The sequence below is a fragment of the Paenibacillus amylolyticus genome (assembly GCF_051136285.1).
Lineage (GTDB): Bacteria > Bacillota > Bacilli > Paenibacillales > Paenibacillaceae > Paenibacillus > Paenibacillus amylolyticus_F.
The window spans coordinates 664,010-684,272 of record NZ_CP194938.1 but is presented as its reverse complement, the minus strand read 5'-3'; the positions used below and the strand labels follow the sequence as shown (position 1 = coordinate 684,272).

The 20,263-nt window shown below is 44.4% G+C and carries 20 protein-coding genes; 13 read left to right on the top strand and 7 right to left on the bottom strand.

Annotated elements, in window-relative coordinates:
* The first annotated feature begins 111 nt into the window (after nt 1-111).
* The 3 genes from ACR8BL_RS03055 to ACR8BL_RS03045 all read left to right on the top strand — a co-directional run bounded on the left by ACR8BL_RS03055 (nt 112) and on the right by ACR8BL_RS03045 (nt 3,228).
* Complete coding sequence (locus tag ACR8BL_RS03055; RefSeq protein WP_434751248.1) at nt 112-1,101, top strand: SDR family NAD(P)-dependent oxidoreductase; 990 nt, start codon at nt 112-114, stop codon at nt 1,099-1,101.
* 304 nt (nt 1,102-1,405) lie between these two features.
* Nucleotides 1,406-2,299 carry a UDP-N-acetylmuramate dehydrogenase gene (gene murB / locus ACR8BL_RS03050; RefSeq protein ID WP_434751247.1) on the top strand — a complete coding sequence of 298 codons (894 nt, stop codon included), beginning with the start codon at nt 1,406-1,408 and terminating at the stop codon, nt 2,297-2,299.
* Nucleotides 2,300-2,508: 209 nt separating this feature from the next.
* Nucleotides 2,509-3,228: a hypothetical protein gene (locus ACR8BL_RS03045; RefSeq protein WP_434751246.1), complete on the top strand. Its 720-nt coding sequence runs from the start codon at nt 2,509-2,511 to the stop codon at nt 3,226-3,228.
* A gap of 22 nt (nt 3,229-3,250) precedes the next feature.
* Here the strand turns inward: ACR8BL_RS03045 and ACR8BL_RS03040 are convergent, their stop codons facing one another.
* A complete protein-coding gene (locus tag ACR8BL_RS03040) occupies nt 3,251-4,021 on the bottom strand; it encodes a DUF817 domain-containing protein (RefSeq protein WP_434751245.1) in 771 nt (256 codons plus the stop codon).
* A gap of 233 nt (nt 4,022-4,254) precedes the next feature.
* Here ACR8BL_RS03040 and ACR8BL_RS03035 point away from each other — a divergent pair, with 233 nt between their 5' ends.
* The 7 genes from ACR8BL_RS03035 to ACR8BL_RS03005 all read left to right on the top strand — a co-directional run bounded on the left by ACR8BL_RS03035 (nt 4,255) and on the right by ACR8BL_RS03005 (nt 9,660).
* On the top strand, nt 4,255-4,599 hold the full coding sequence (locus tag ACR8BL_RS03035; protein ID WP_434751244.1) for a YojF family protein: 345 nt from the start codon (nt 4,255-4,257) through the stop codon (nt 4,597-4,599).
* A gap of 20 nt (nt 4,600-4,619) precedes the next feature.
* Nucleotides 4,620-5,297, top strand: a complete 678-nt coding sequence (bshB2, locus tag ACR8BL_RS03030; RefSeq protein ID WP_434751243.1) for a bacillithiol biosynthesis deacetylase BshB2 — start codon at nt 4,620-4,622, stop codon at nt 5,295-5,297.
* Between the two features lie 240 nt (nt 5,298-5,537).
* Nucleotides 5,538-6,977 carry a right-handed parallel beta-helix repeat-containing protein gene (locus ACR8BL_RS03025; protein ID WP_434751242.1) on the top strand — a complete coding sequence of 480 codons (1,440 nt, stop codon included), beginning with the start codon at nt 5,538-5,540 and terminating at the stop codon, nt 6,975-6,977.
* Nucleotides 6,974-7,504, top strand: coding sequence for a nitrous oxide reductase accessory protein NosL (locus tag ACR8BL_RS03020; protein ID WP_434751241.1), 531 nt, complete (start codon nt 6,974-6,976; stop codon nt 7,502-7,504). Before ACR8BL_RS03025 ends, ACR8BL_RS03020 begins: the two co-directional genes overlap by 4 nt.
* Before the next feature lie 24 nt (nt 7,505-7,528).
* On the top strand, nt 7,529-8,350 hold the full coding sequence (locus ACR8BL_RS03015) for an ABC transporter permease (protein WP_434751240.1): 822 nt from the start codon (nt 7,529-7,531) through the stop codon (nt 8,348-8,350).
* Nucleotides 8,343-9,056: a heme ABC exporter ATP-binding protein CcmA gene (gene ccmA, locus ACR8BL_RS03010; RefSeq protein ID WP_434751239.1), complete on the top strand. Its 714-nt coding sequence runs from the start codon at nt 8,343-8,345 to the stop codon at nt 9,054-9,056. Before ACR8BL_RS03015 ends, ccmA begins: the two co-directional genes overlap by 8 nt.
* A gap of 13 nt (nt 9,057-9,069) precedes the next feature.
* On the top strand, nt 9,070-9,660 hold the full coding sequence (locus ACR8BL_RS03005; protein WP_434751238.1) for a TlpA family protein disulfide reductase: 591 nt from the start codon (nt 9,070-9,072) through the stop codon (nt 9,658-9,660).
* Nucleotides 9,661-9,868: 208 nt separating this feature from the next.
* Here the strand turns inward: ACR8BL_RS03005 and ACR8BL_RS03000 are convergent, their stop codons facing one another.
* Nucleotides 9,869-10,387 (bottom strand): TetR/AcrR family transcriptional regulator, encoded by a 519-nt coding sequence (locus ACR8BL_RS03000; RefSeq protein WP_434751237.1) that lies wholly within the window; start codon nt 10,385-10,387, stop codon nt 9,869-9,871.
* Nucleotides 10,388-10,591: 204 nt separating this feature from the next.
* On the opposite strand from ACR8BL_RS03000, the gene ACR8BL_RS02995 reads away from it, so the two are divergent.
* Nucleotides 10,592-12,106 (top strand): FAD-dependent oxidoreductase, encoded by a 1,515-nt coding sequence (locus ACR8BL_RS02995; RefSeq protein ID WP_434751236.1) that lies wholly within the window; start codon nt 10,592-10,594, stop codon nt 12,104-12,106.
* Nucleotides 12,107-12,449: 343 nt separating this feature from the next.
* Here the strand turns inward: ACR8BL_RS02995 and metE are convergent, their stop codons facing one another.
* Nucleotides 12,450-14,747, bottom strand: a complete 2,298-nt coding sequence (metE, locus tag ACR8BL_RS02990; RefSeq protein WP_434751235.1) for a 5-methyltetrahydropteroyltriglutamate--homocysteine S-methyltransferase — start codon at nt 14,745-14,747, stop codon at nt 12,450-12,452.
* 210 nt (nt 14,748-14,957) lie between these two features.
* Here metE and ACR8BL_RS02985 point away from each other — a divergent pair, with 210 nt between their 5' ends.
* Nucleotides 14,958-15,581, top strand: a complete 624-nt coding sequence (locus ACR8BL_RS02985; RefSeq protein ID WP_434751234.1) for a hypothetical protein — start codon at nt 14,958-14,960, stop codon at nt 15,579-15,581.
* A 37-nt stretch (nt 15,582-15,618) separates the two neighbouring features.
* Here ACR8BL_RS02985 and ACR8BL_RS02980 read toward each other — a convergent pair whose 3' ends face one another.
* Together ACR8BL_RS02980 and ACR8BL_RS02975 are read right to left on the bottom strand one after the other, a co-directional pair.
* Nucleotides 15,619-16,275 carry an MBL fold metallo-hydrolase gene (locus ACR8BL_RS02980; RefSeq protein ID WP_434751233.1) on the bottom strand — a complete coding sequence of 219 codons (657 nt, stop codon included), beginning with the start codon at nt 16,273-16,275 and terminating at the stop codon, nt 15,619-15,621.
* Between the two features lie 195 nt (nt 16,276-16,470).
* Nucleotides 16,471-17,283 carry an undecaprenyl-diphosphate phosphatase gene (locus tag ACR8BL_RS02975; protein WP_434751232.1) on the bottom strand — a complete coding sequence of 271 codons (813 nt, stop codon included), beginning with the start codon at nt 17,281-17,283 and terminating at the stop codon, nt 16,471-16,473.
* Between the two features lie 285 nt (nt 17,284-17,568).
* Here ACR8BL_RS02975 and ACR8BL_RS02970 point away from each other — a divergent pair, with 285 nt between their 5' ends.
* On the top strand, nt 17,569-18,609 hold the full coding sequence (locus tag ACR8BL_RS02970) for an ABC transporter substrate-binding protein (RefSeq protein ID WP_434751231.1): 1,041 nt from the start codon (nt 17,569-17,571) through the stop codon (nt 18,607-18,609).
* A 112-nt stretch (nt 18,610-18,721) separates the two neighbouring features.
* Here ACR8BL_RS02970 and ACR8BL_RS02965 read toward each other — a convergent pair whose 3' ends face one another.
* Both ACR8BL_RS02965 and ACR8BL_RS02960 read right to left on the bottom strand, forming a co-directional pair.
* On the bottom strand, nt 18,722-19,627 hold the full coding sequence (locus tag ACR8BL_RS02965; protein WP_434751230.1) for an AraC family transcriptional regulator N-terminal domain-containing protein: 906 nt from the start codon (nt 19,625-19,627) through the stop codon (nt 18,722-18,724).
* A gap of 23 nt (nt 19,628-19,650) precedes the next feature.
* The gene (locus ACR8BL_RS02960; protein WP_434751229.1) at nt 19,651-20,073 is read right to left on the bottom strand and encodes a MerR family transcriptional regulator; all 423 of its coding nucleotides are present in this window, start codon (nt 20,071-20,073) and stop codon (nt 19,651-19,653) included.
* Between the last annotated feature and the right edge of the window lie 190 nt (nt 20,074-20,263).

Here is a 20,263-nt window from a genome sequence, read left to right as displayed (position 1 = left end):
ACGGGCATGATTTGACTTCGAGTTCACTCTAAGGTGTAGACTGATTATAGAAGTCCCAACAGGGATAAATACTATAAGCAGTTACAGTCAGAGTATAAGGAGCTGAGTCGAATGAATATAAATAAAGACACAAGAACAGTGCAGAAGAACATAAATTCAGGTTTTGACAAGAGCAGCACAGCGGATGAGGTCTTACATGGCCTGGATCTGTCAGGGCGCCTTGCTGTCGTGACAGGTGGATATTCCGGTCTGGGACTGGAGACAACACGCGCACTGGTCCGAGCGGGAGCACATGTTGCTGTGGCTGCACGCAGACCTGATGCTGCACGTGAAGCTTTGGCAGATCTTGAGAACGTCGAAGTGCACGAGCTTGATCTGGCTGACCTGTCCAGTGTTGCTGCATTCGCAGAACGTTTTCTGGCAAGTGAACGCAGCATCGACATGTTAATTCTGAACGCAGGTATTATGGCCTGCCCGGAGACACGTATTGGACCAGGGTGGGAAGCGCAGTTTGCAACGAACCATCTGGGACACTTTGCGTTAACGACTCAATTATGGCCTGCTTTGGTTAGTGAAGGGGGCGCTCGGGTTGTTTCGCTTTCCTCTGCAGGGCATCATTTCTCGCCGATTCGCTGGCATGATATTCATTTTGAACAGGGATACGAAAAGTTTCCGGCATACGGTCAGTCCAAAACGGCGATCAGCTTATTCACGGTCGAACTTGATAGAATTGGCAAGCAGCATGGAGTTCGTGCTTTTGCTGTACACCCGGGCGGGATTATGACTCCGTTACAACGTTATATGCCCAAAGATGAGATGATTGCACTTGGCTGGATTGATGAGTCCGGCAATGTGGCTAATCCGGGGTTTAAATCACCCGAGCAGGGTGCAGCAACCCAAGTTTGGGCTGCAACTGCTCCTCAGCTTGAAGGCATGGGCGGTGTTTACTGTGAAGATTGTAATATCAGTGAGATGGCTCCCGAAGACGGCGGTTTTTACGGCGTGAAGCCATATGCGATTGATGCAGAGCAGGCGGAGCGTTTATGGGCGTTATCTGCTGAATTGACAAAGACGGATATACCCGTTGACGGACGGTTATGAACTGGACTTCTATTCAAATGATAGAGGGATTCAAGAATGTGTGGTAGAATGTTCAAGCGCTGCGGGTAATAAAACCGCAGCGCTATTGCTTTTTTTTATGCCGGACGATCTGAAAATTGTAGTTCATTTATAATTTAACGTGTACTTGAGTACCAATTCAGCAAACAGGCGAATATCATTATAGTATACGGTTGAATTTCATCGGTCTGTACAGGGAATTATGAGGATAGATTGTCATCGGAGTGTGTTTCGATTTACAATGTAGGAATCATGTTCTTTTTGAAGAACGCAGGGAGAGAAAATCATGAATATTTTTGAGAATCACATACCTAACGAAAAAGTGAAATGTAATGAACCACTAAAAAACCATACGTTTATCCAAATTGGGGGCAAGGCTGATATCCTCGTGCATCCAACCACGGTGGAGGAGATCACCAAAGTTGTGGAAATTGCGAACAGTCATCAGCTGCCGTTGACCGTCATTGGCAAAGGCTCTAACGTTATTATTAAGGATGGAGGCATCCGGGGCGTCACCATTTCGCTCAGCCGTTTCGACCAGATCGAAGTCCATGGTACACGCATGTTGGCGCAAAGCGGCTCCGATATTATAGACGTATCCAGAGCTGCTCTGGAACATAGCCTGACCGGTATGGAGTTCGCTTGTGGCATTCCTGGCAGTACAGGAGGCGCTTTATATATGAATGCCGGTGCTTACGGTGGTCAGATTGCAGATGTGATTGAAAAGGCGACGGTCATTACCCGTGAAGGCAAGGTTATCGTGATCCGGCGGGAAGAGATGAAGCTGAGTTACCGCAACAGTCTTTTCAAGATGGATCATTATATTATTCTGGACGCCGAGTTCATGCTTAGCGAAGGGAATAAAGAAGAAATCTCCAGCAAGATGAAGGAATTAACGTTCCTGAGAGAATCGAAGCAGCCTCTGGAATACCCTTCATGCGGAAGTGTGTTCAAACGTCCGGAAGGACATTTTGCCGGTAAACTGATTCAAGATTGCCAATTGCAAGGCACACGCATCGGAGGAGCTGAAATCTCGACCAAACATGCAGGATTTATCGTGAATGTGGATCACGCTACCGCCAAGGATTATGAGGATCTGATTCAGTTTATTCAGAAAAAGGTGTGGGATACGTTTCAGGTGGAATTGGAAACCGAAGTGATCTTCCTTGGAGAATATTAAGTGAGGATACGACATATGAAGAATGGAGCACTAGGGCATGCGTAAGGCATGACTAGACTATGCGCCGTTAATAAGATAAAGCCGCCGTTTGGCGGCTTTTTTTGTCTTTCATTATAGAAATGAAAGAGTGATTATGATAATTATGGTAATATTAGATAGGTTTATGTTTTATATTATTAATTTATCTATTTTAAGAAGGAGGCTTGAACATGAGTAAAGGAAAAGGAAACATCCTCAAGATTATAGCCGTAACGATCATGCTCTTAGCACTCTCTGTGATATCGGTATACACCTATATGTATATCAAAGAAAAGCCAGGTGGTCTGGCGGATCGGACCTTGTCCAAAGCTATGGGGCTGGACAAAACCATGTCGATTCCGATCGGCAGTACGCCTGAGGATGCAGTTCAACAATTAAGGAATTCAACCTCTAATGTCCATTTAGTTCATAAGGAGCCTGTGGACGATGGGATGATTTTGTTTACGCAGAGAACCAACAGTGAGGCATCAAGTAATTTGCAGCTGGAGTACGTGCGAAAAAATAGTTTTGGGTGGAAGTGGGTATGGGGCGGAGGTTATGGAATCGGAGATATAGATCCGTCTGAGTATGCATTGTATTATATGAACTTACCGATGCTTGACGGGATAGACACTCCTTTTCCGATGGTATTTGGTACAATCGAGCATCCGGGTATCCAGCGTGTAACTGCTGAAACAGAACAGAACGGCTCCATGTCCATAACGGAAGCCAAGTTGATCAGAACAGATATGGAGGAGTACGTCTGGTTTGTGATGTTACCTTCATCGGAAGGTACACCCTATACCATTAAAGTATATGATGAAGAGGGGAAACAAGTTGGCAGCAAGCAAAATGAAATGGTAAACGATAGCGGATCACTGAAGTTGGGTGAAAAGTCAGCTTCGATGTGATCCGCACATGGTCTTCTTGAAGTTATTTTGCTGTGCGATTGGCTTTCACGTGTTTGAGCTGTGCAACGATGATTACACTGATAATGACCAGCAGAAACCATGAACTGATCTTGCTGAAGCTCACCAGTTGCCAACTCTCATGTTGATCCGGATATTTCCAGCCGTTGAAGAAGGTAGCGATATTTTCTGCCAGCCAGATAAAGAAACCTACAATAATGAAAGCAAGAGACAATGGCATACGGTAGGTTGTCAGGCGTACCCGGTAGATAATCCACGTTTTCCAGAAGACTACAAATACAAGTGCTGTCAACCACCAGCGAAAATCCGGGATAAAGTGATGGGTGAAAAAATTAAGATAGATGGCTCCACCAAGCAGCATGGAGGGAATCACACCCGGCCAGCTGGTCATATCCATACGCAGTCTTCGCCAGATTTGACACATGAAGCTGGCTACACTGGCGTACATGAATCCGCTGTACAGCGGAACGCCAAATATTTTGCTATACGCAGGTTCCGGATAAGACCATGATCCCATATGTACTTTGTAAATCTCCAGCAGGAGACCGATCAAGTGGAATACACATATGACCTTGATTTCGTCCAATGTCTCTAACCCACTGCGAAACATCAAATATTGAACAGCAAGCAGAATAAGCAGGATTGCATCATAGCGGTGGATATAAGGAAATGGAATGACCGTTGAAAGAGCCAGTGTACCAAAAATAGCTACAGGAAAAATGCAGCTCATGGCTTGATGATAGCCAAAATGTAATAACTGTATGATCGATTTCATGGGGAGCAGCTCCTTTTGATGCTTCTGATCTTGAATAAATGTGAGAGATATAATGGTACATATACTAATCTAATCGATTTTGTACCATTTGAAAAATAAAGATTGCAGAAGAAAGTTCATGTTTTCGAGGACAAAGCCTTGTCATTTTATGCTTCTGAGCAGCTTTAAATGTATATTCCTTGTTGCATATGATAAAATGGAGTTCACACTTAACATGAAACAGGGAGGCCGTCATGCAACTGATACAACCACAAGATATTCAGCTTCGGCTAGATCGCCTTGTTAATCAGGATGTATATATGCATCTTGAAATGACAACAGGCGCTTACGCTCAACATTACGATAGTTCACGGCATCCAGCTTCGGCCTTTATTACCAATGCGGCTATTCGATATACACAGGGCTCCATCTCAGGTGAGGGACCTTATCGTGTCGGCTTGAAGACGACAGATGGCTGGGTTTATGCCGAAGGACTTACACATATTGATGAGCAGGAACAAGAAAGATTGATTATGGCCGGCCATGACAGCCAAGGCAAACTGGTTGTCGCATTACAGCTGAGCCGGGAGAAGTTCTAATGGGAGCGGAGGAACAACATATGGCAAAGAATTCACATGATGAGCACCAACGCATCCTGGTGGTTTATCCCCATCCAGACGACGAAGCATTCTCGGTATCGGGCACGCTAGCTAAATATATTGATCGTGGAGCACACGTTACATATGCTTGTCTGACTTTGGGCGAGATGGGACGTAACATGGGCATTCCGCCGTTTGCGAACCGCGTGACCCTGCCAGCCATCCGCAAAGATGAGCTTATTGAAGCAGCTAGTGCGATTGGTATTCAAGATTTAAGGATGCTTGGTTTTCACGATAAAATGGTAGAGTTCGAAGACCCTCAATTGCTGGATGGCAGCATTATGGCTCTGCTTGAGGAGATCAAACCTACACTGATCTTTACTTTTTATCCTGGATTCAGTGTACACCCCGATCATGATGCGACAGGAGCCGCAGTGATCCGAGTGGTTAGCCGTTTACCACTGGAGCATCGTCCAGTCGTTCACTGTGTAGCTTTCTCTAATAATCACGAGCAGCATATTGGTAAACCAGATGTAACCGTAGATGTCTCCAAATTTCTGGAGCAAAAGCTGGCCTCGATTCGTGCCCACCGCTCGCAGTTTCAAGCAGCAGAGTTGCTTGGTAATCGCAAGCTGAACGATGAAGAACTTCAAGCACGTTTTGGGCGTGAACGCTTCTGGACCTATCCATTTGCATAAACTGAACATGTCATGTCTAAAGTCGCCAATCTGGCGACTTTTTTCATTCAATCACAATTTGGACACAAAAGGAAGCAGACTATAGCCTAATGGGGCTATATGGGAAATTTATCATTTTCGATACACTGTGTGAAGGACTGGGATAACGCTTTACTGTAACACTATAGACTAGGAATGGAGGGAAGTGGTGATGAAATGCATGAAAAATGCAGAGGAATTGGGGGTTTACACATTCTGAACGTGAATGATCGATGTAAAAACAAAAATAAGCTTAAAAAGAAAAATACAATTAAAAATAGGAATACAAATAAACGATTCCAATTCAGTAAACTAGCACTGGTTGCTCTCATTTTGATCGGATTTGGACTGCTTCCCGCATTTCAAAGAGACGTGGCTGCAACTGGAGTAAATGAAGAAAAGCAATCTGTTCCACTTCAGCCAATCATAGATCAAGCGGATGCTGGAGCAGAAATCCATCTGGAAACCGGTCGATACTCTGGGCCCGTTGTCATTACTAAGCCGCTTACTCTAATTGGGAATACGGCGGTTACCGTACACAATGAACAGGAACAAGCAGCTATATCCATTCAAGCAAGCGATGTAAAGTTGGAAGGGTTCAGGGTTGAGCATAACGGTCGTCAGCCAGCCGCCGCCGTGCAAATTACGGGCAGCAATAGCGAAGTCGCTGAACTTACGATTCGCTCCAAAGGGGCTGGCTTGCTTCTGCGTGATGCAGCTTCTGCCGTAATACAAGACAATACGATTGAATGGGCAGGGACAAGCACCACCCCCAGCAGTCAAAAAGGCAATGGTATCGATCTCTACAATTCCGCTAACAGCCGGATCGAAGGCAATAAGATTCACGGAATGCTCGACGGAATCTATCTGGAGAATAGCCGGAATACTGTGGTGAACGATAACCGTTTAATTCGAACCAGATACGGCATTCATTGTATGTATATCGATGGGTCATCGGTCACGAATAATACTGGAGAAGAAAACATGACAGGCGCGATGATTATGGGTGTGAAAAATACGGTTGTGTCAGGTAATACCTTTCGGAAACAGAGCACGAATGTTCATTCCCAAGGCATTTTACTCTATGACGTACATCGTTCCAAGGTTCAGAATAATACGATTGAAGGCAACCGTGTGGGCATGAATATCGCGGAATCTTCAGGTAATGAAATCCAAGACAACGGCTTAATCCGTAATTTCGTTGGAATCCAGATGGTGCTTGCTGAAGGAAATCAGTTTATGCAAAATCGATTTATTTCCAACGTTATTGATGCATCGGCAATGGACAGCAAGGATAATATTTTGAAGGAAAACTATTGGGATTCGTTTCAGGGACTGGATCTGAATCAGGATGGGATCAGCGAACTTTCATATGCAATTAACCCGTTCTATGAACAACTGGTGAGCCGGAATGCTGCATATCAACTGTTTTTTCAATCACCCGGTATGGTCTTTCTGAGTGAGTTGCATTCGGAAGGGAAAAACAAATGGACATCAGACGAATCACCACAGATGAGCATCGAGAACACAGAATTATCTGGAACACCCGGGACAGATGGAACAAATGTGAAAACCCGCTCAAGTCTCGTATGGGTGATTGGTTTACTTCTGCTCGGCTTGTCTACAAGTACGATGATTTATATGGGGGTATGGAGAAAATGAATAAACGATGGATTATAGCGATAATGTTGCTCTTAGGTACGGTGATGTTAACGGCATGTGGGCAGAAGTATGCGGCAGTGCCGATTAACGAGGACGTGGATATCTGTGTGATCTGTAACATGCAGGTGAAAGATGATGCATTTGCCACACAACTCACAACAAAGGACGGTAAAAATCTGAAATTTGATGATCTCGGCTGCATGAATCAATGGAAAAAGGAAAATGGAACAGACAATATTGGCATGGATTATGTGCGTGATTACAACGACAAAAAATGGATTGAATTCAATAAAGCGACTTATGTTTATGATGCTTCGCTTAGAACACCTATGGCTTACGGGATTGTCAACTTTAAGGATAAAGCTTCTGCTGAAGCATTCGTAGAGGAACAAGGTGTAGGCAAGATCATGACTGCAGAAGATCTCGCCTCTCATGACTGGACTCAGAACATGGATAAAATGAATATGGACGGGGAAGGGCATGGACACGACGAAGGTGAATCGAAAGAAGGATCAGGCAGCCACTGATGCTGACAAGGAATGGTGAATTCAATGTCTGACATGATACAAATTGCCAAGAGAGAGTTAAAAACAGGATTTCGCAATCCCTGGGCATATTCGTTTTTAGTTCTTTTTTGTACATTTAGCTTAAGTTTATTACTTCTCAATGCACAGAATCCGGTACAAGGATACTCGGGTACAACAGGTTCGATGCTGAATTTGATTCTTTATCTATTACCGCTGATGACATTGTTCCTGGGTTCTTTCTCGTTGACCGCTGAAAAGGAGGACGGCAGTTGGCAACTGTTATCGACCTATCCTATCGGAACGCTATCCTTCATTACAGGTAAATATGTTGGACTAGCAGCCGTTTTACTGACGATTGTGACCTTTGGATATGGACTGATGGGAGTTGTCAGCGGCTTGCTTGGCAATCCGATTGATCTGTTGACCTATCTTCTGTTTCTGGCATTCTCTTGCGGACTTGTACTGTTATTTCTGAGCATTGCTCTCTGGATTGGGTCTTTGTCGCGTAATCGCTGGCAAGCATTGACGATTTCTGTATCGGTCTGGTTTTTCGCCGTTATTGGCTGGCCAACATTATTGCTTGCGATATTGGGGCTAATGCCGTACCTCTGGATCAAACCGATGCTAGTGGTGTTAACTTTTCTGAATCCGGCTGAATTGGTACGTCTATTTATCGTGATCAAGCTGGGCGGCGGTTCTATACTGGGACCTGAGTATTATCAATGGGTGACGTGGGTGCAACAGCCATGGGGAAGTACGATATTTATCGGGATCTGCCTGTTATGGGTAAGCTTTTCTATCCTCATGGTCTACGCCATCTGGGAAAGGGGGCGCTCGCGTGCTTGAATCGGAAGTTATGGTAAACGGACTAGTTAAACAAATCAAAAAACAAACCATCGTCCAAGATATCTCCTTTCATCTCGGTTCCGGTCAGGTGCTCGCCGTATGCGGTGGAAACGGTGCAGGCAAAAGTACCTTACTGCGTATGCTTGCAGGCATTCTGCGTCCAACGTCAGGGGAGATTATGGTAAATAACGTACGCTGGTCACAGGATCGCAAGCGGTATGCGAATCAGATTGGGTATATGCCGGATGACTATCAGTTCAGCCAGGGACTTACAGCCGAGGAAGTTTTGTCATTCTGGGCTTCTCTGCGTAAACTTCCCCGAAAGAGAGTGGAGGAAGTATTAGTGATGGTTGGACTTGGCGAGCAAAAACATAAACGGGTGACCACCTTTTCCAAAGGGATGCGGCAACGTGTATTGTTTGCCCAGGCGATGCTTGCAAAGCCCGCTCTTCTGATCATGGACGAACCTACCAATGGATTAGATCCCTTTTGGATGCAGGAGTTTATACATTTGCTGAGAGGGGTCAAACAGGAAGGACACATGGTTGTATTCTCCACACATCAGCTTGAAGTGGCGAATGACATTGCAGATCAGGTGATGTTTATGAATCAGGGATGTAACGTCGGGGAAGGTACCGTAGAAGATATTCGGAATCAGTATGGTTCACTTCATGCTGCTTTTCATCAGAGTCTGGGATTAAAGTGAAGGTGATGTGATCATGCAAAACAAGCCGCAAAGCATGGGTACGAGCAGTGCGCAACAGGACGTACAAAAGAAAGTGGCGAAAATAAGACGTATCGTTACGATGTTTATTGCACTGACAGCATTGGTTACAGGGGTATGGGCTGTGCTGGCGAATTTATCGAACTCTGATTCAAAAAGCAACAATCCTATTCAGGCAGGGGAAGAGGCTCCTGATTTTACAGCTTTTAATTCCAAAGGCGAGCAAGTCCAATTGTCTAATTACCGGGGCAAAGCCGTGATGATTAACTTCTGGGCATCCTGGTGTACGCCTTGTGTAAGGGAAATGCCCTTGGTTCACGAGCTTGCTCAGCAAAATGAAAACAGCGTGGAGACACTGTTTGTCAACGTGGGGGAGAGCAAAGGTACAATTAACGAGTTTATGAACAGCCATCAGTTTGATTTTCCGGTGATCGTTGATGCGACAGGTAAGGTATCCAAGCTGTACCGTATCACGGGCATGCCAGCCACAATGGTTATTGATCGAGCCGGGCAGTTCAGCCATATCTTGCTTGGTGAACTGACAGAGGATATTCCCTTACAGCAATGGCTGGAGGAGAGTATGTGAATGTTGACGATTATCAATCGGAAAATAGTTACAAGAAAGGACAACGATTAGTTATCGTTGTCTTTTTTTCTTTCATAGTTCTATAGCTTAGGACACTTCTTCGTACATCATAGGCTTCACAAACAATCACTTTTCAGTAACAACATTTCAATGAAAGAAAATACAATTCACTCTAAAATCAGCCATTGATTTTAAAGTGAGTTGTATGCTATTCCAACATGATTTTCTCGTTAACCATTTGATAGTAATACTCATCCATCTGTTCTGCCGTAACATCTTCTTCAAGATGATATATCCACCACGTAACAAGTAAACGTATGACCCCTGAATGATATTCGGCTAAAAGCTCTATGGGAGGTGAAAATGGTTTACCTCTTCTTTTAAGTTCCAGAAAATCTCTTCTGGATATATCCCCGATATAATTTCTGAAAAATTCAGTAAATCCCTTGTCATTCTTCTGATTTTGAACAATCGGCTCCAGTAAATTCTCCAACATGATTCTAGATAGGCTTTGTAAAGGTTGCCGTAACCGATCTTCTATATTCATGTGTAAATAATCATGTAACACCCAAGTCAGGGTCGAGTGTAACAGCGCAAATTTATCCTCAAAATGCTTGTAAAAGGTAGTACGGTGAACCATGGCTTTGTCACATATTTCTTTAATCGTGATATTGCTGAATAATTTTCCTTGCTCGGATAACAGGTCTTTAAAGGCAGTAGTTAACAACTTTTGAGTTCGGGCAACTCTTAAATCAACCTTTTTCTCTATAATTTCATCTACACCTCTTCCATATCGTAGTTTAACTATACAGCATGTCTATATTGATTCTTACCAGAAGAGAGATTTTCATTATATATTGGTATTATAAGTAATATTTTTAATGAACAACAAGCGTAGAATAAATAATTTGGAAGAAAGGATGAAGTCATAATGTCTGACATGAAAAAAGCGGTAGTCATTGGGGCTGGGATAGCGGGGTTGATTACAGCCAGAATGTTATCTGATTTTTATGAAGACGTATATATCATCGAAAGAGATGAATTCCCTACGGAGCCATCGAACCGGCAGGGGGTACCTCAATCTTTTCATCCACATCGTGTACAACCGCGCGGCGCGCTGATTTTGGAACATTATTTCCCAGGATACAATGAAGAATTGATAGATTTGGGGGCAATCTCTTCACATGATGAGAGGATTGTCGTTAGCAATCGGTACGGTACATTGGCTAATAAGGAGGATACCTCCTCATTTAAAATTGCATCGTGCAGCAGAGCTTTGCTGGAATGGGTGCTGCGCAAACGAATCCAGGATATTTCTCATATAAGCTTCTTAACCAGCATGGAAGTTACCGGGCTAATGGTCTCTGAAGATCAGCGCTCCATTACAGGCATTTACACCAAAGAGAGAAACGGGGAAAAGCGAGAAGAACAACTTCCAGCGGATATGGTTATTGATGCCTCAGGTCGTTCCTCCAAATTGATCAGATGGCTTGATCAGATTGGATTGTCTGTGCCGGAAGCGGAAGTGCTGAAGGTATCTCTTGGTTACAGCACCCGTTATTACAAAATAAAATCCCCTATTCCAAATGAATTGGTGATGTCTGATTCAGATCCTAGACAAGGTATTCGTGCAAGCATATTTATGCGCACCGAGGGTGATATCGCTGGACTCATTCTTTTCAATGCTGGAGGAGAGGAGTATCCGTCCACTCAGCCGGAGGAGTTTCAAGAACAAATCAAACATCTGTTTGCTTCAGATAAAATTGTAAAGTTAATGGAGCAGTTAGAGCCATTGCATGGGCCTAGGGGGTACCGTATTTCCGAGTCAATTCGCCAGCATTTTGAACTCATGGAAGATTGGCCTTCTGGATTACTCGTTCTTGGCGATGCATTTTGCAGCTTTGATCCCATTCATGGACAAGGTATCACCGTTGCTGCGATCGAAGCGGAAACGATAGGAAAATGTTTGGAATCACAGCGGGTGCATCCTGATCCTCAGTTTGAGCGAGAGGTATTGCTGCGGATGCAGAAGGCCATCGAACCAGCTTGGTGGCTTAGTTCTGTGGCTGACATGCGTTGGAAAGGAGTGGAACATGGTGGGTCTTTCGAACTGAAAGGAGTTAATTTTGCTCAGAAATATATCAACTTATTTACGAAGCAAGCGATGAAAAAAGCGGATCAGGAAAATGATATCCATCTCTTTTTTATGCAATTCCTGATAAATGCGCTGATCCTTCCTCCAAGTGAATATTTTAATAGTGACGTGCTGAACATGATTCTGAACGACAATGGTTCAGAAGAGGAAATGGAATTAAGGGCTGAGATTGGTGTACAAGATCCTGATCTGTTCCAGCAAAGATTGGATGAGATTCTTCCATCATTTGAACTGGAGTATGATGAGCAGATTAAAAAACTGCTGGAATCACTTCAGCCTGCGATGAGCTAATAAAATAACCTGATATCCCTGTGTGGGAATGAACATCATCACCAGACCAAATTGAGAGGGTGATCCCTTTTTAATAGATTGGTGCGCTTGCCATTGTGATTGGCGTTGTAACAACGGTGCTTGATCATTCCCTATCTAAAAGAAAACAAACTAAACACTCTTTGCAATGACAACTGTTAAATGTTACAACGCCGATTTTAAACGTGCATAACTATAAAGAACCGTAATCCTGCATGATACAGGATTGCGGCTCTTTAAGTATTTTTGTTTAGTGTATTACAGCGACTCTACAGGTTATTTTGTTATTACAACGTACGTATGAATCATCTGTTGCACAACTGTCCTAATTCAGGACAGGAGTAGTATTGTACTTTGTCCGTGCAATCCGGGTAGCATCTACCATGTTTTTCAGGGAAGCTACGGTTTCTTCCTGTCCGCGTGTTTTCAAACCGCAGTCTGGATTGATCCAGAACAGCTTCGGATCAAGCACACGCAAAGCACGATCAATCATGTTGCTCATTTCTTCCACGCTTGGTACACGCGGGCTATGGATGTCATATACACCAAGTCCGATACCTAACTCATACGTATTCTCTTCAAAGCTGTGAATCAGCTCACCATGACTGCGTGAAGTCTCAATGGAGATCACATCCGCATCCATTGCTTCGATAGAATCAATCATATCGTGGAATTCGCAATAGCACATATGGGTATGAATTTGGGTTGTTTCCTGTACGGTGCATGTCGTAATGCGGAATGCTTTGACTGCCCAATCCAGATAATTGGCTTGTTTATTTTCCTTGAGCGGCAGACCTTCACGGACGGCAGGTTCATCCACTTGAATCATGCCGATGCCTGCTTTTTCGAGCGCTTCAACCTCTTGTCTGAGTGCGTATGCCAATTGATAGGCTATCGTTTCCCGTTCAATATCATCCCGTACAAAGGACCAGTTCATAATCGTGATCGGGCCTGTCAACATGCCTTTAACAGGGCGGTCTGTTTTCGACTGTGCGTACTTTGTTTCCTCAACCGTCATTTCACCTACAAATTCAACATCTCCGAAAATAACAGGTGGTTTCACGCAACGTGATCCGTAGGACTGTACCCATCCGTATTGTGTAAAGGCAAATCCAGCTAGCTTCTCACCGAAAAATTCAACCATGTCCGTGCGTTCAAACTCACCATGAACGAGTACATCAATGCCGATCTCTTCTTGAATGTTAATCCAGCTGTCAATCTGATCGCGGATAAAGGAAGCGTATTGTTCGTTGCTTAGTTCGTTTTTACGCCATTGTTGTCGAGCTTTTCTAACCTCCGTGGATTGCGGGAAACTGCCAATTGTTGTTGTGGGGAACAACGGCAATTGCCATTTCTGTTGCTGGGCAACATGACGTTCTGCAAATGGACGTGAGCGGTTGGGCTCTTGTACACGGATGGAAGCTACGGCTTCCTGCACGGCTTTGCGGTTACGATCCCCGGAGCTTTGTAATGCCTGTAGTTTCTGCTCGGCGTCTTTAATTTTAGCGGTGATGTCCGCATCGGTGCTGCTGAGTGCTTGGGTCAAAATAACGATCTCATCCAGTTTTTCATCCGCAAATGCAAGTGCATCTTTGAGTTCAGCAGCAAGTTTTGCTTCACGTGCTGTTGTCACAGGCACATGCAGCAAGCTGCAGGAGGATTGCACAACTAACCTTTCAGTTGTTACGAGAGAAGTAAGGGTGCCCAGCAATGTCAGCTTGTCCTGAAGGGATGCTTTCCAGATGCCGCGTCCATCAATGATACCTGCACCCAGCACTTTGTCTGCCGGAAAACCGCTCGTTTGAATGGATTGCAGGTTACCTTCAAGTCCATGCACGAAGTCAAGACCGATGCCTTGAACGGGCAAGTTGATGATTTCGTTGTAGTTTTCAACGGATTCAAAGTACGTTTGCAGCAAGATGTTTAAACCCGGAACAGCGGATGCAAAAGCAGTATAGATTTTGTTCAAGCGCTGCAGATCCGCGTCATTCAATTTGGTTACGAGAACCGGCTCATCAATCTGTACCCACTGCACGCCAGCATCCGCAAGTTCTTGCAGCACCTGAGTGTAGAGAGGAAGTAGCTGATCGATCCATGCATCCGTTTCGGATGCATCATAGCCTTTGGATAGCTTCAGGAAGGTCAGCGGTCCAACGATAACCGGTTTGCCTTCAATGCCCAGTTTCTCTTTGGCTTCCAGGTATGCGATTAGTGGTTTGTTCTCGGTCAATTCCGGCGAAGCATCGTTCAGTTCAGGTACAATATAGTGATAGTTCGTATTGAACCATTTGGTCATTTCACTGGCTGCGGCATCTTTCGTTCCTCGGGCGATGCCGTAATAGACGGAGAGAGGCACAGCGCCTCCGGTATAAGCGAATCGTTTTGGCACAATACCAAACATTACGGCTGTATCCAGAATATGATCATAATAGCTGAAGTCGTTCACTGGAATCAGATCAATGCCTTTCGCTTGTTGCTTGCGCAAATGATCGAGCCGAATCTCCTGCAACCTTGCGTGCAGCTCATTCTCTTCCAACTTTCCTGACCAGAATGCCTCAAGTGCTTTTTTCCATTCCCGATCGGCTCCGATTCGTGGATATCCCAATACGCTGCTTTTTGTCATTTGAACTAACCCCTCTGCAATGTGTTAACAAAAATTTATCACAAATACACGGCTATAACGTAATTCCCTTATATTATATCTAGTTATAGCCTTAGGATATAACAAAAAAAGGTTGGTATGAGTTTAAGAATGTGTAAGTTTGAAAGAGACACCGCTGATGTTACAATGACTAATTATGTTCATATGAATGAGTGAAAGGAAGGAACACCAATGAATCTGTATTACATTCAAACTATATTGCAAGGCTTCAACAGGACAACATCATTTCTGGAAGATAACTTCATTGGCATCCCTTGGTCTGGTCTAGGGGACCTTGAGCTTACACCACCGGAGCAATGGAAAGAACAACTGGCTCAACGTTATAGCCTGGGGGAGACGGAATTAACTCATACACTTGCAACACTACATATGTTTGCTAACCTGATGCAGGATGGGGACTACGTCTTAATAAGGGATGAGGAATGGACCTATGTAGGGGATATCGGAGACTATTATTACGACGACTCCTTAGGTGCTGAAGATGAATTGATCTGTCACCGTCGGGGAGTCACTTGGTTAGGACGTATTCCATACGCAGAATTGAACGATAAAGTCCAGGCTTTGTGGAACACACCATCCATCCTCGTGAAATTTGAGCATCCTGTATCAGAAGCTCAGCTGGATCGCGCGCTTGCAGTCAGCGTAGCAGCCGAAACAAGCAACACTCTCACAGCAAATGTGGATGAAGCTTTGATTCAAGCGGCACTTCAAGTACTGAAAGAAGCCCTGCAAAGCGAAGAAGAAGTGCTGCGAGTGCGAGCGGCGACAGCCATTTTACAGTATGCCAAACCTTAATATATGAAAATAGAAACTGGAATCTGCATTTTTAATTCTAAATCAGCCGTGAGATCTGTTCCTTTATATGCCTATCACTGAGACCACCGTGATAACAAATTACGGATGAAATGTCTAGTGCCAGATACTTTTTCAAGGAGAAGCGCGCTGCCTCTATATCCAGTGTAGTCGGACCATGGATACCTTCAAGCTGGCCGTTAACACTGTACATGGAATCTCCGGCGATGAGCGTTTTGCTACGCATTAAATAAAGACTGATATGACCAGGAGTATGCCCGGGCGTGTGAATAACGCGAATTCCACCACAAAACGGAAGTTCCTGACCATCCGTTACAGTTTCATCAATCTTGCCTTTTGGGGGATGTTCTAGGTGGTCGTCTTTGATAAGCGGGAGATGTCCCTCAATATGCGGCTTGTCCAGTTCGTGTGCATATATCCTGACCCCAGTACCACACTCCTTCAAAATCTCGGGAAGACAGCCTATATGGTCCACATCCTGATGCGTCAAAATCACTACTTTTAGTTGGCTAATCGGCACGCCTATTTTCTCTAATGCAAGACATAAATCGTCATATTGTCCCGGAAAACCGGAATCAATTAACACGGCTGTTTGTTCATCCCATATCAGAACAGGATGAATTATAACCCCTTCAAAAACGAGTTCAAGCATCTTGATTCCTTTTGAAATTAACATCAATATCAAACCTCCCTCCTAATAACAAGTTTCAATACACACCTGATCTTTACATTTCTTAAGTAAACGAATAGGGATTGCGAAAAGATACGGTTGTCCTGAATCCTGTGTATGTGGAATTCAGATTATTACATGGAATCTAATAAAAGAGGGACAACCGTCGTGGTTGTCCCTTGCAGTGTCTAGAGAATCTGTTTACAAAAAGATAAGTAACAATGTTCCTGCCGCGAAGCAGTAGTATGAAAAATACTTCAGATTGCCTCGGGCCATAATGCCCATAAACCATCTCATCGAGAAATAGGTAACGACCAGCGTGGTGATAAACGCGATCAGGTAAGGAATAGCGAGCTGAGCACGATTAGGATCATGCGCTATATCTGAAGCTCCCAGAATCACACCGCCGATACTGATCGGGATGTAAAGCATAAAGGAGAACTTTAACGCCGTCTCCTGTTTCATGCCTACTGCAATGGACGAAATAACGGTAGCACCCGAACGGCTGATACCCGGAATAAGTGCAACGGCCTGAGCGAGTCCAACCAGCACAGCATCCTTCATCTTTAAATCTCCGTCCTGTTTGCGGCCGCGCAGATTACGAATAAGCCAGAGCGCTACACCGGTAATTAGCAGGGCCACTGCAACCGTATAAACAGATGAGAAGATGCTCTCAATCTGATCTTTGAACAGTACAGCAGCAACGGCAGCAGGGATCGTACCGATCACGATATATAAGCAAAACATAAAGTCTGCCCGATATTCCGGTTTGCGGGTTCGAAGATAACCCCATCCACCCGTAATCAGCTTCATGATGTCTTCCCGAAAAATAAAAACAATCGCAATTAATGAAGCAGTGTTCGTCAAAATTTCAAATGAGAGGCCATTCTGCTTCAGCCCCATTAGCCGCTGGGCAATAATTAAATGACCGCTGGAGGAGACCGGAATCGGCTCCGTTGCTCCTTGAACAATGCCCAAAAAAAAGTACTTTAACCACAGTATAATCTGATCCATCTTGTCCTCCTTGAAACTTTTGTTTACATTTTCTAAAGTTCATTCTCTGAATTGAATCTCTCTATCCACTCTAATGATGATAGCCTTTTAACTCACAAGCTGGCAAGTTTGGAATGAAATTGTCAGGAAAATGTAATGTGAAACCTACTTATGGAGTTGATAGACGAAGTTCAGAATGAATATATTAAACTTGTATTGTAAAAAGGCTAGAGTCGTGATATCGTTGATAACGATTATCAATATCATTTAAACGATAGAATCCAATACATTAAAGGTGGGGTTATTTTGCGTAGTACAAAAAGAAGTTCAATATGGATGATGATGGCGCTGGTGTTCATGCTCGTCCTGAGTGCATGTGGTCAGTCTGCATCGAATCAAGCGACGGATGGAGCAGCTCAGACAAATGCATCTTCAGATGCAGGAAGCAAGACGAGTAACAATACAGAGGGTTCAACAGACACCGGAGCAGGTTCAGAGGAAGAGATGGTTTCATTCCAGTCTGACGCTGGTGAAGTACAAGTGCCGAAAAATCCGAAGCGGATTGTGGATCTGACAGCCTTCTCTACAGGATACTTTGTAGCACTGGATACTCCTGTCGTTGGAGCAAATTCAGGGGCGATGAATAACAAATATATCAAAGAGCAGCTTGCTGCACAAGGAACAACAGATTTAGGTGAACAGGCGCCTACGCCAGAGCAGCTGCTTGCTCTAAAGCCTGATCTGATTTTTGTGTACACGGGTACAGAAGGCATCGACAAGCTGACACAGATTGCACCTGTTGTGCAGATCGAATACGGTAAGCGCAATTTCAAAGATTTGATGCTGGAGATGGGCAAACTCACGAACAGAGAAGATGCGGCCAAAGCGTGGGTTACCCAATGGAATGCTCAGATTAACGAGCTGAAACCAAAAGTCGTAGCTGCTGTAGGCAGTCGTACCGTATCCATTTTGAATCCATATGAAAAAGGGTTATATGTGTTCGGTCATAACTATGGTCGCGGGGGAGAGATCATCTACGGCGAGTTTGGACTTAAAGCCCCAACCAAGGCCCAAGCGGAAGCGATTGATAGCGGAACAGGCTGGGCTTCGATTTCCATGGAAGTGCTGTCGGAGTATGCAGGGGACATTATTTTCACCAGCCCGTGGTCTGGAGATCAAAGTGATGCCAAGAAGGTGTATGAAAATACGTTGTGGAAGAACCTTCCTGCTGTAAAAGCAAATCATGTATATCAGCTTGATCCATCGTCTGACACTTATAACGATCCGGTGTCTTTGGAAGGACAGCTTAAATTTATTACAGACAGTTTGCTCTCGGCTTCCAAGTAAGGTATGCAGCCAGATTTCATATAGAAGAGTATGAAGTGAGCGGAAAAAGAGGCTCTCACCGTCTAAGGTGGAGCCTCTTTGCGTGGGCCGGGATATTTTTAATGAGAGGGAATTAGTATTCATTCCCTCCGAGTCGTTGAATATCTTTCATTGGAGGACAACCGAACAAGCGAGAATACTCACGGCTGAATTGCGATGGGCTCTCGTATCCAACCTGGTAAGCAGCCTCTGAGGCGTCCATAGCTTGAGACATTAACAGACGGCGAGCTTCTTGTAAACGCAGTTGTTTGATGAACTGAAGAGGGCTTATCGCAGTGACTGCTTTAAAATGTCGATGGAAGGAAGCCTGGCTCATATTCGCCAGCTCTGCCAGTTCTTCAATCCGGACTGGCTGACTAATATGTGTCACCATGTGTTCGATCACGTTACGAATACGATACGTGTGTGATCCTTCTTGTGTCATCTGCTTCAGTGCACTGCCCTGAGGTCCTTTGAGTACTCTGTACAAAATCTCCTTTTTATACAACGGGAAGAGCATGAAGATATCCTCCGCGTCCCCTTCAAGCAACTGAGCTAATCGGATCACGGCATTCAGCAGTTCTGAGGAGGTTTTGCTCACATACATGGCTCGTCTGGTAGCATCGTTCGACATAGGGGAGAGACGGGTATGCTGAATTACCTCCAGAATTTCACTGCATGCGAATTCAAGCTTTAATGCGAGATAAGGAGCGACAGGCGAAGCCTCTATTACTTGGCCGCTTACAGGCAAATCCATCGTAGCTACAATATAGCTGCCAGGTCCGTACTGAAAACGTTCTTGTCCGAGCAGCATTTCCTTTTGACCCTGGACGACGATACAAAAAGAAGCTTCGTTCAACCTGAAGATCGGCTCAGTGATGTCAGATTCACGAATCAAAGAAAGGGAAGGAAGTTCGGTTGAATGGACACCCTCATTCACCGTGTACTGAAGAATAAGTCCGGCAAGTTCATCTAGCTGCTGCTGATATGGCTTAGACATAGGATGAGATCCTTTCTTTTGCTCTAGGTGCTTGCTACGTGCTCACGATTAGGAGCCAGTGCGGTTTTATGAATGTTCTCCGTTCCAGCTTCAATGGCCTGCTGATAATAGCTGCGCTTATGTTCAATAACCTCCATAGTTCTCCGGAGTTCTTCCATCTGAGCCTCAACGCTGGCTTTGCGCTCGGTAAACATGTCATACCTCTGACGCAAGGTTGCATCACCTTCAGAGCACCAGGCAATGAATTCTCTGATATCCTTGATGGGCATTCCGGTAGCTTTCAGGCATTGGATTATTTTTAGAAAATCGATATCGGAGTCCTTGAATCGTCTCGTTCCGGTTGAATTGCGTTCAACGAAGGGCATGAGACCTTCTTTATCATAGTAGCGCAATGTATAAACAGTCAGATCCAATTTTTTAGCGACTTCACTAATGGAATATGTCATATAGGGTTTGTTCCTTTCAGTTCTAGATCAGATCGAGAGCAAAGTCGGTATGGTACAGGGAATTCGTTGATGCGAGTGAATTCTATCATGCGGTCAGGAGTGATGTCAAAATGATCACTTTTTTTAAAAAAAGTAGAGCAAAACATTTGACCTAGAGTTAACTATAGGGCGTAAGATAAAGAGGATTCCA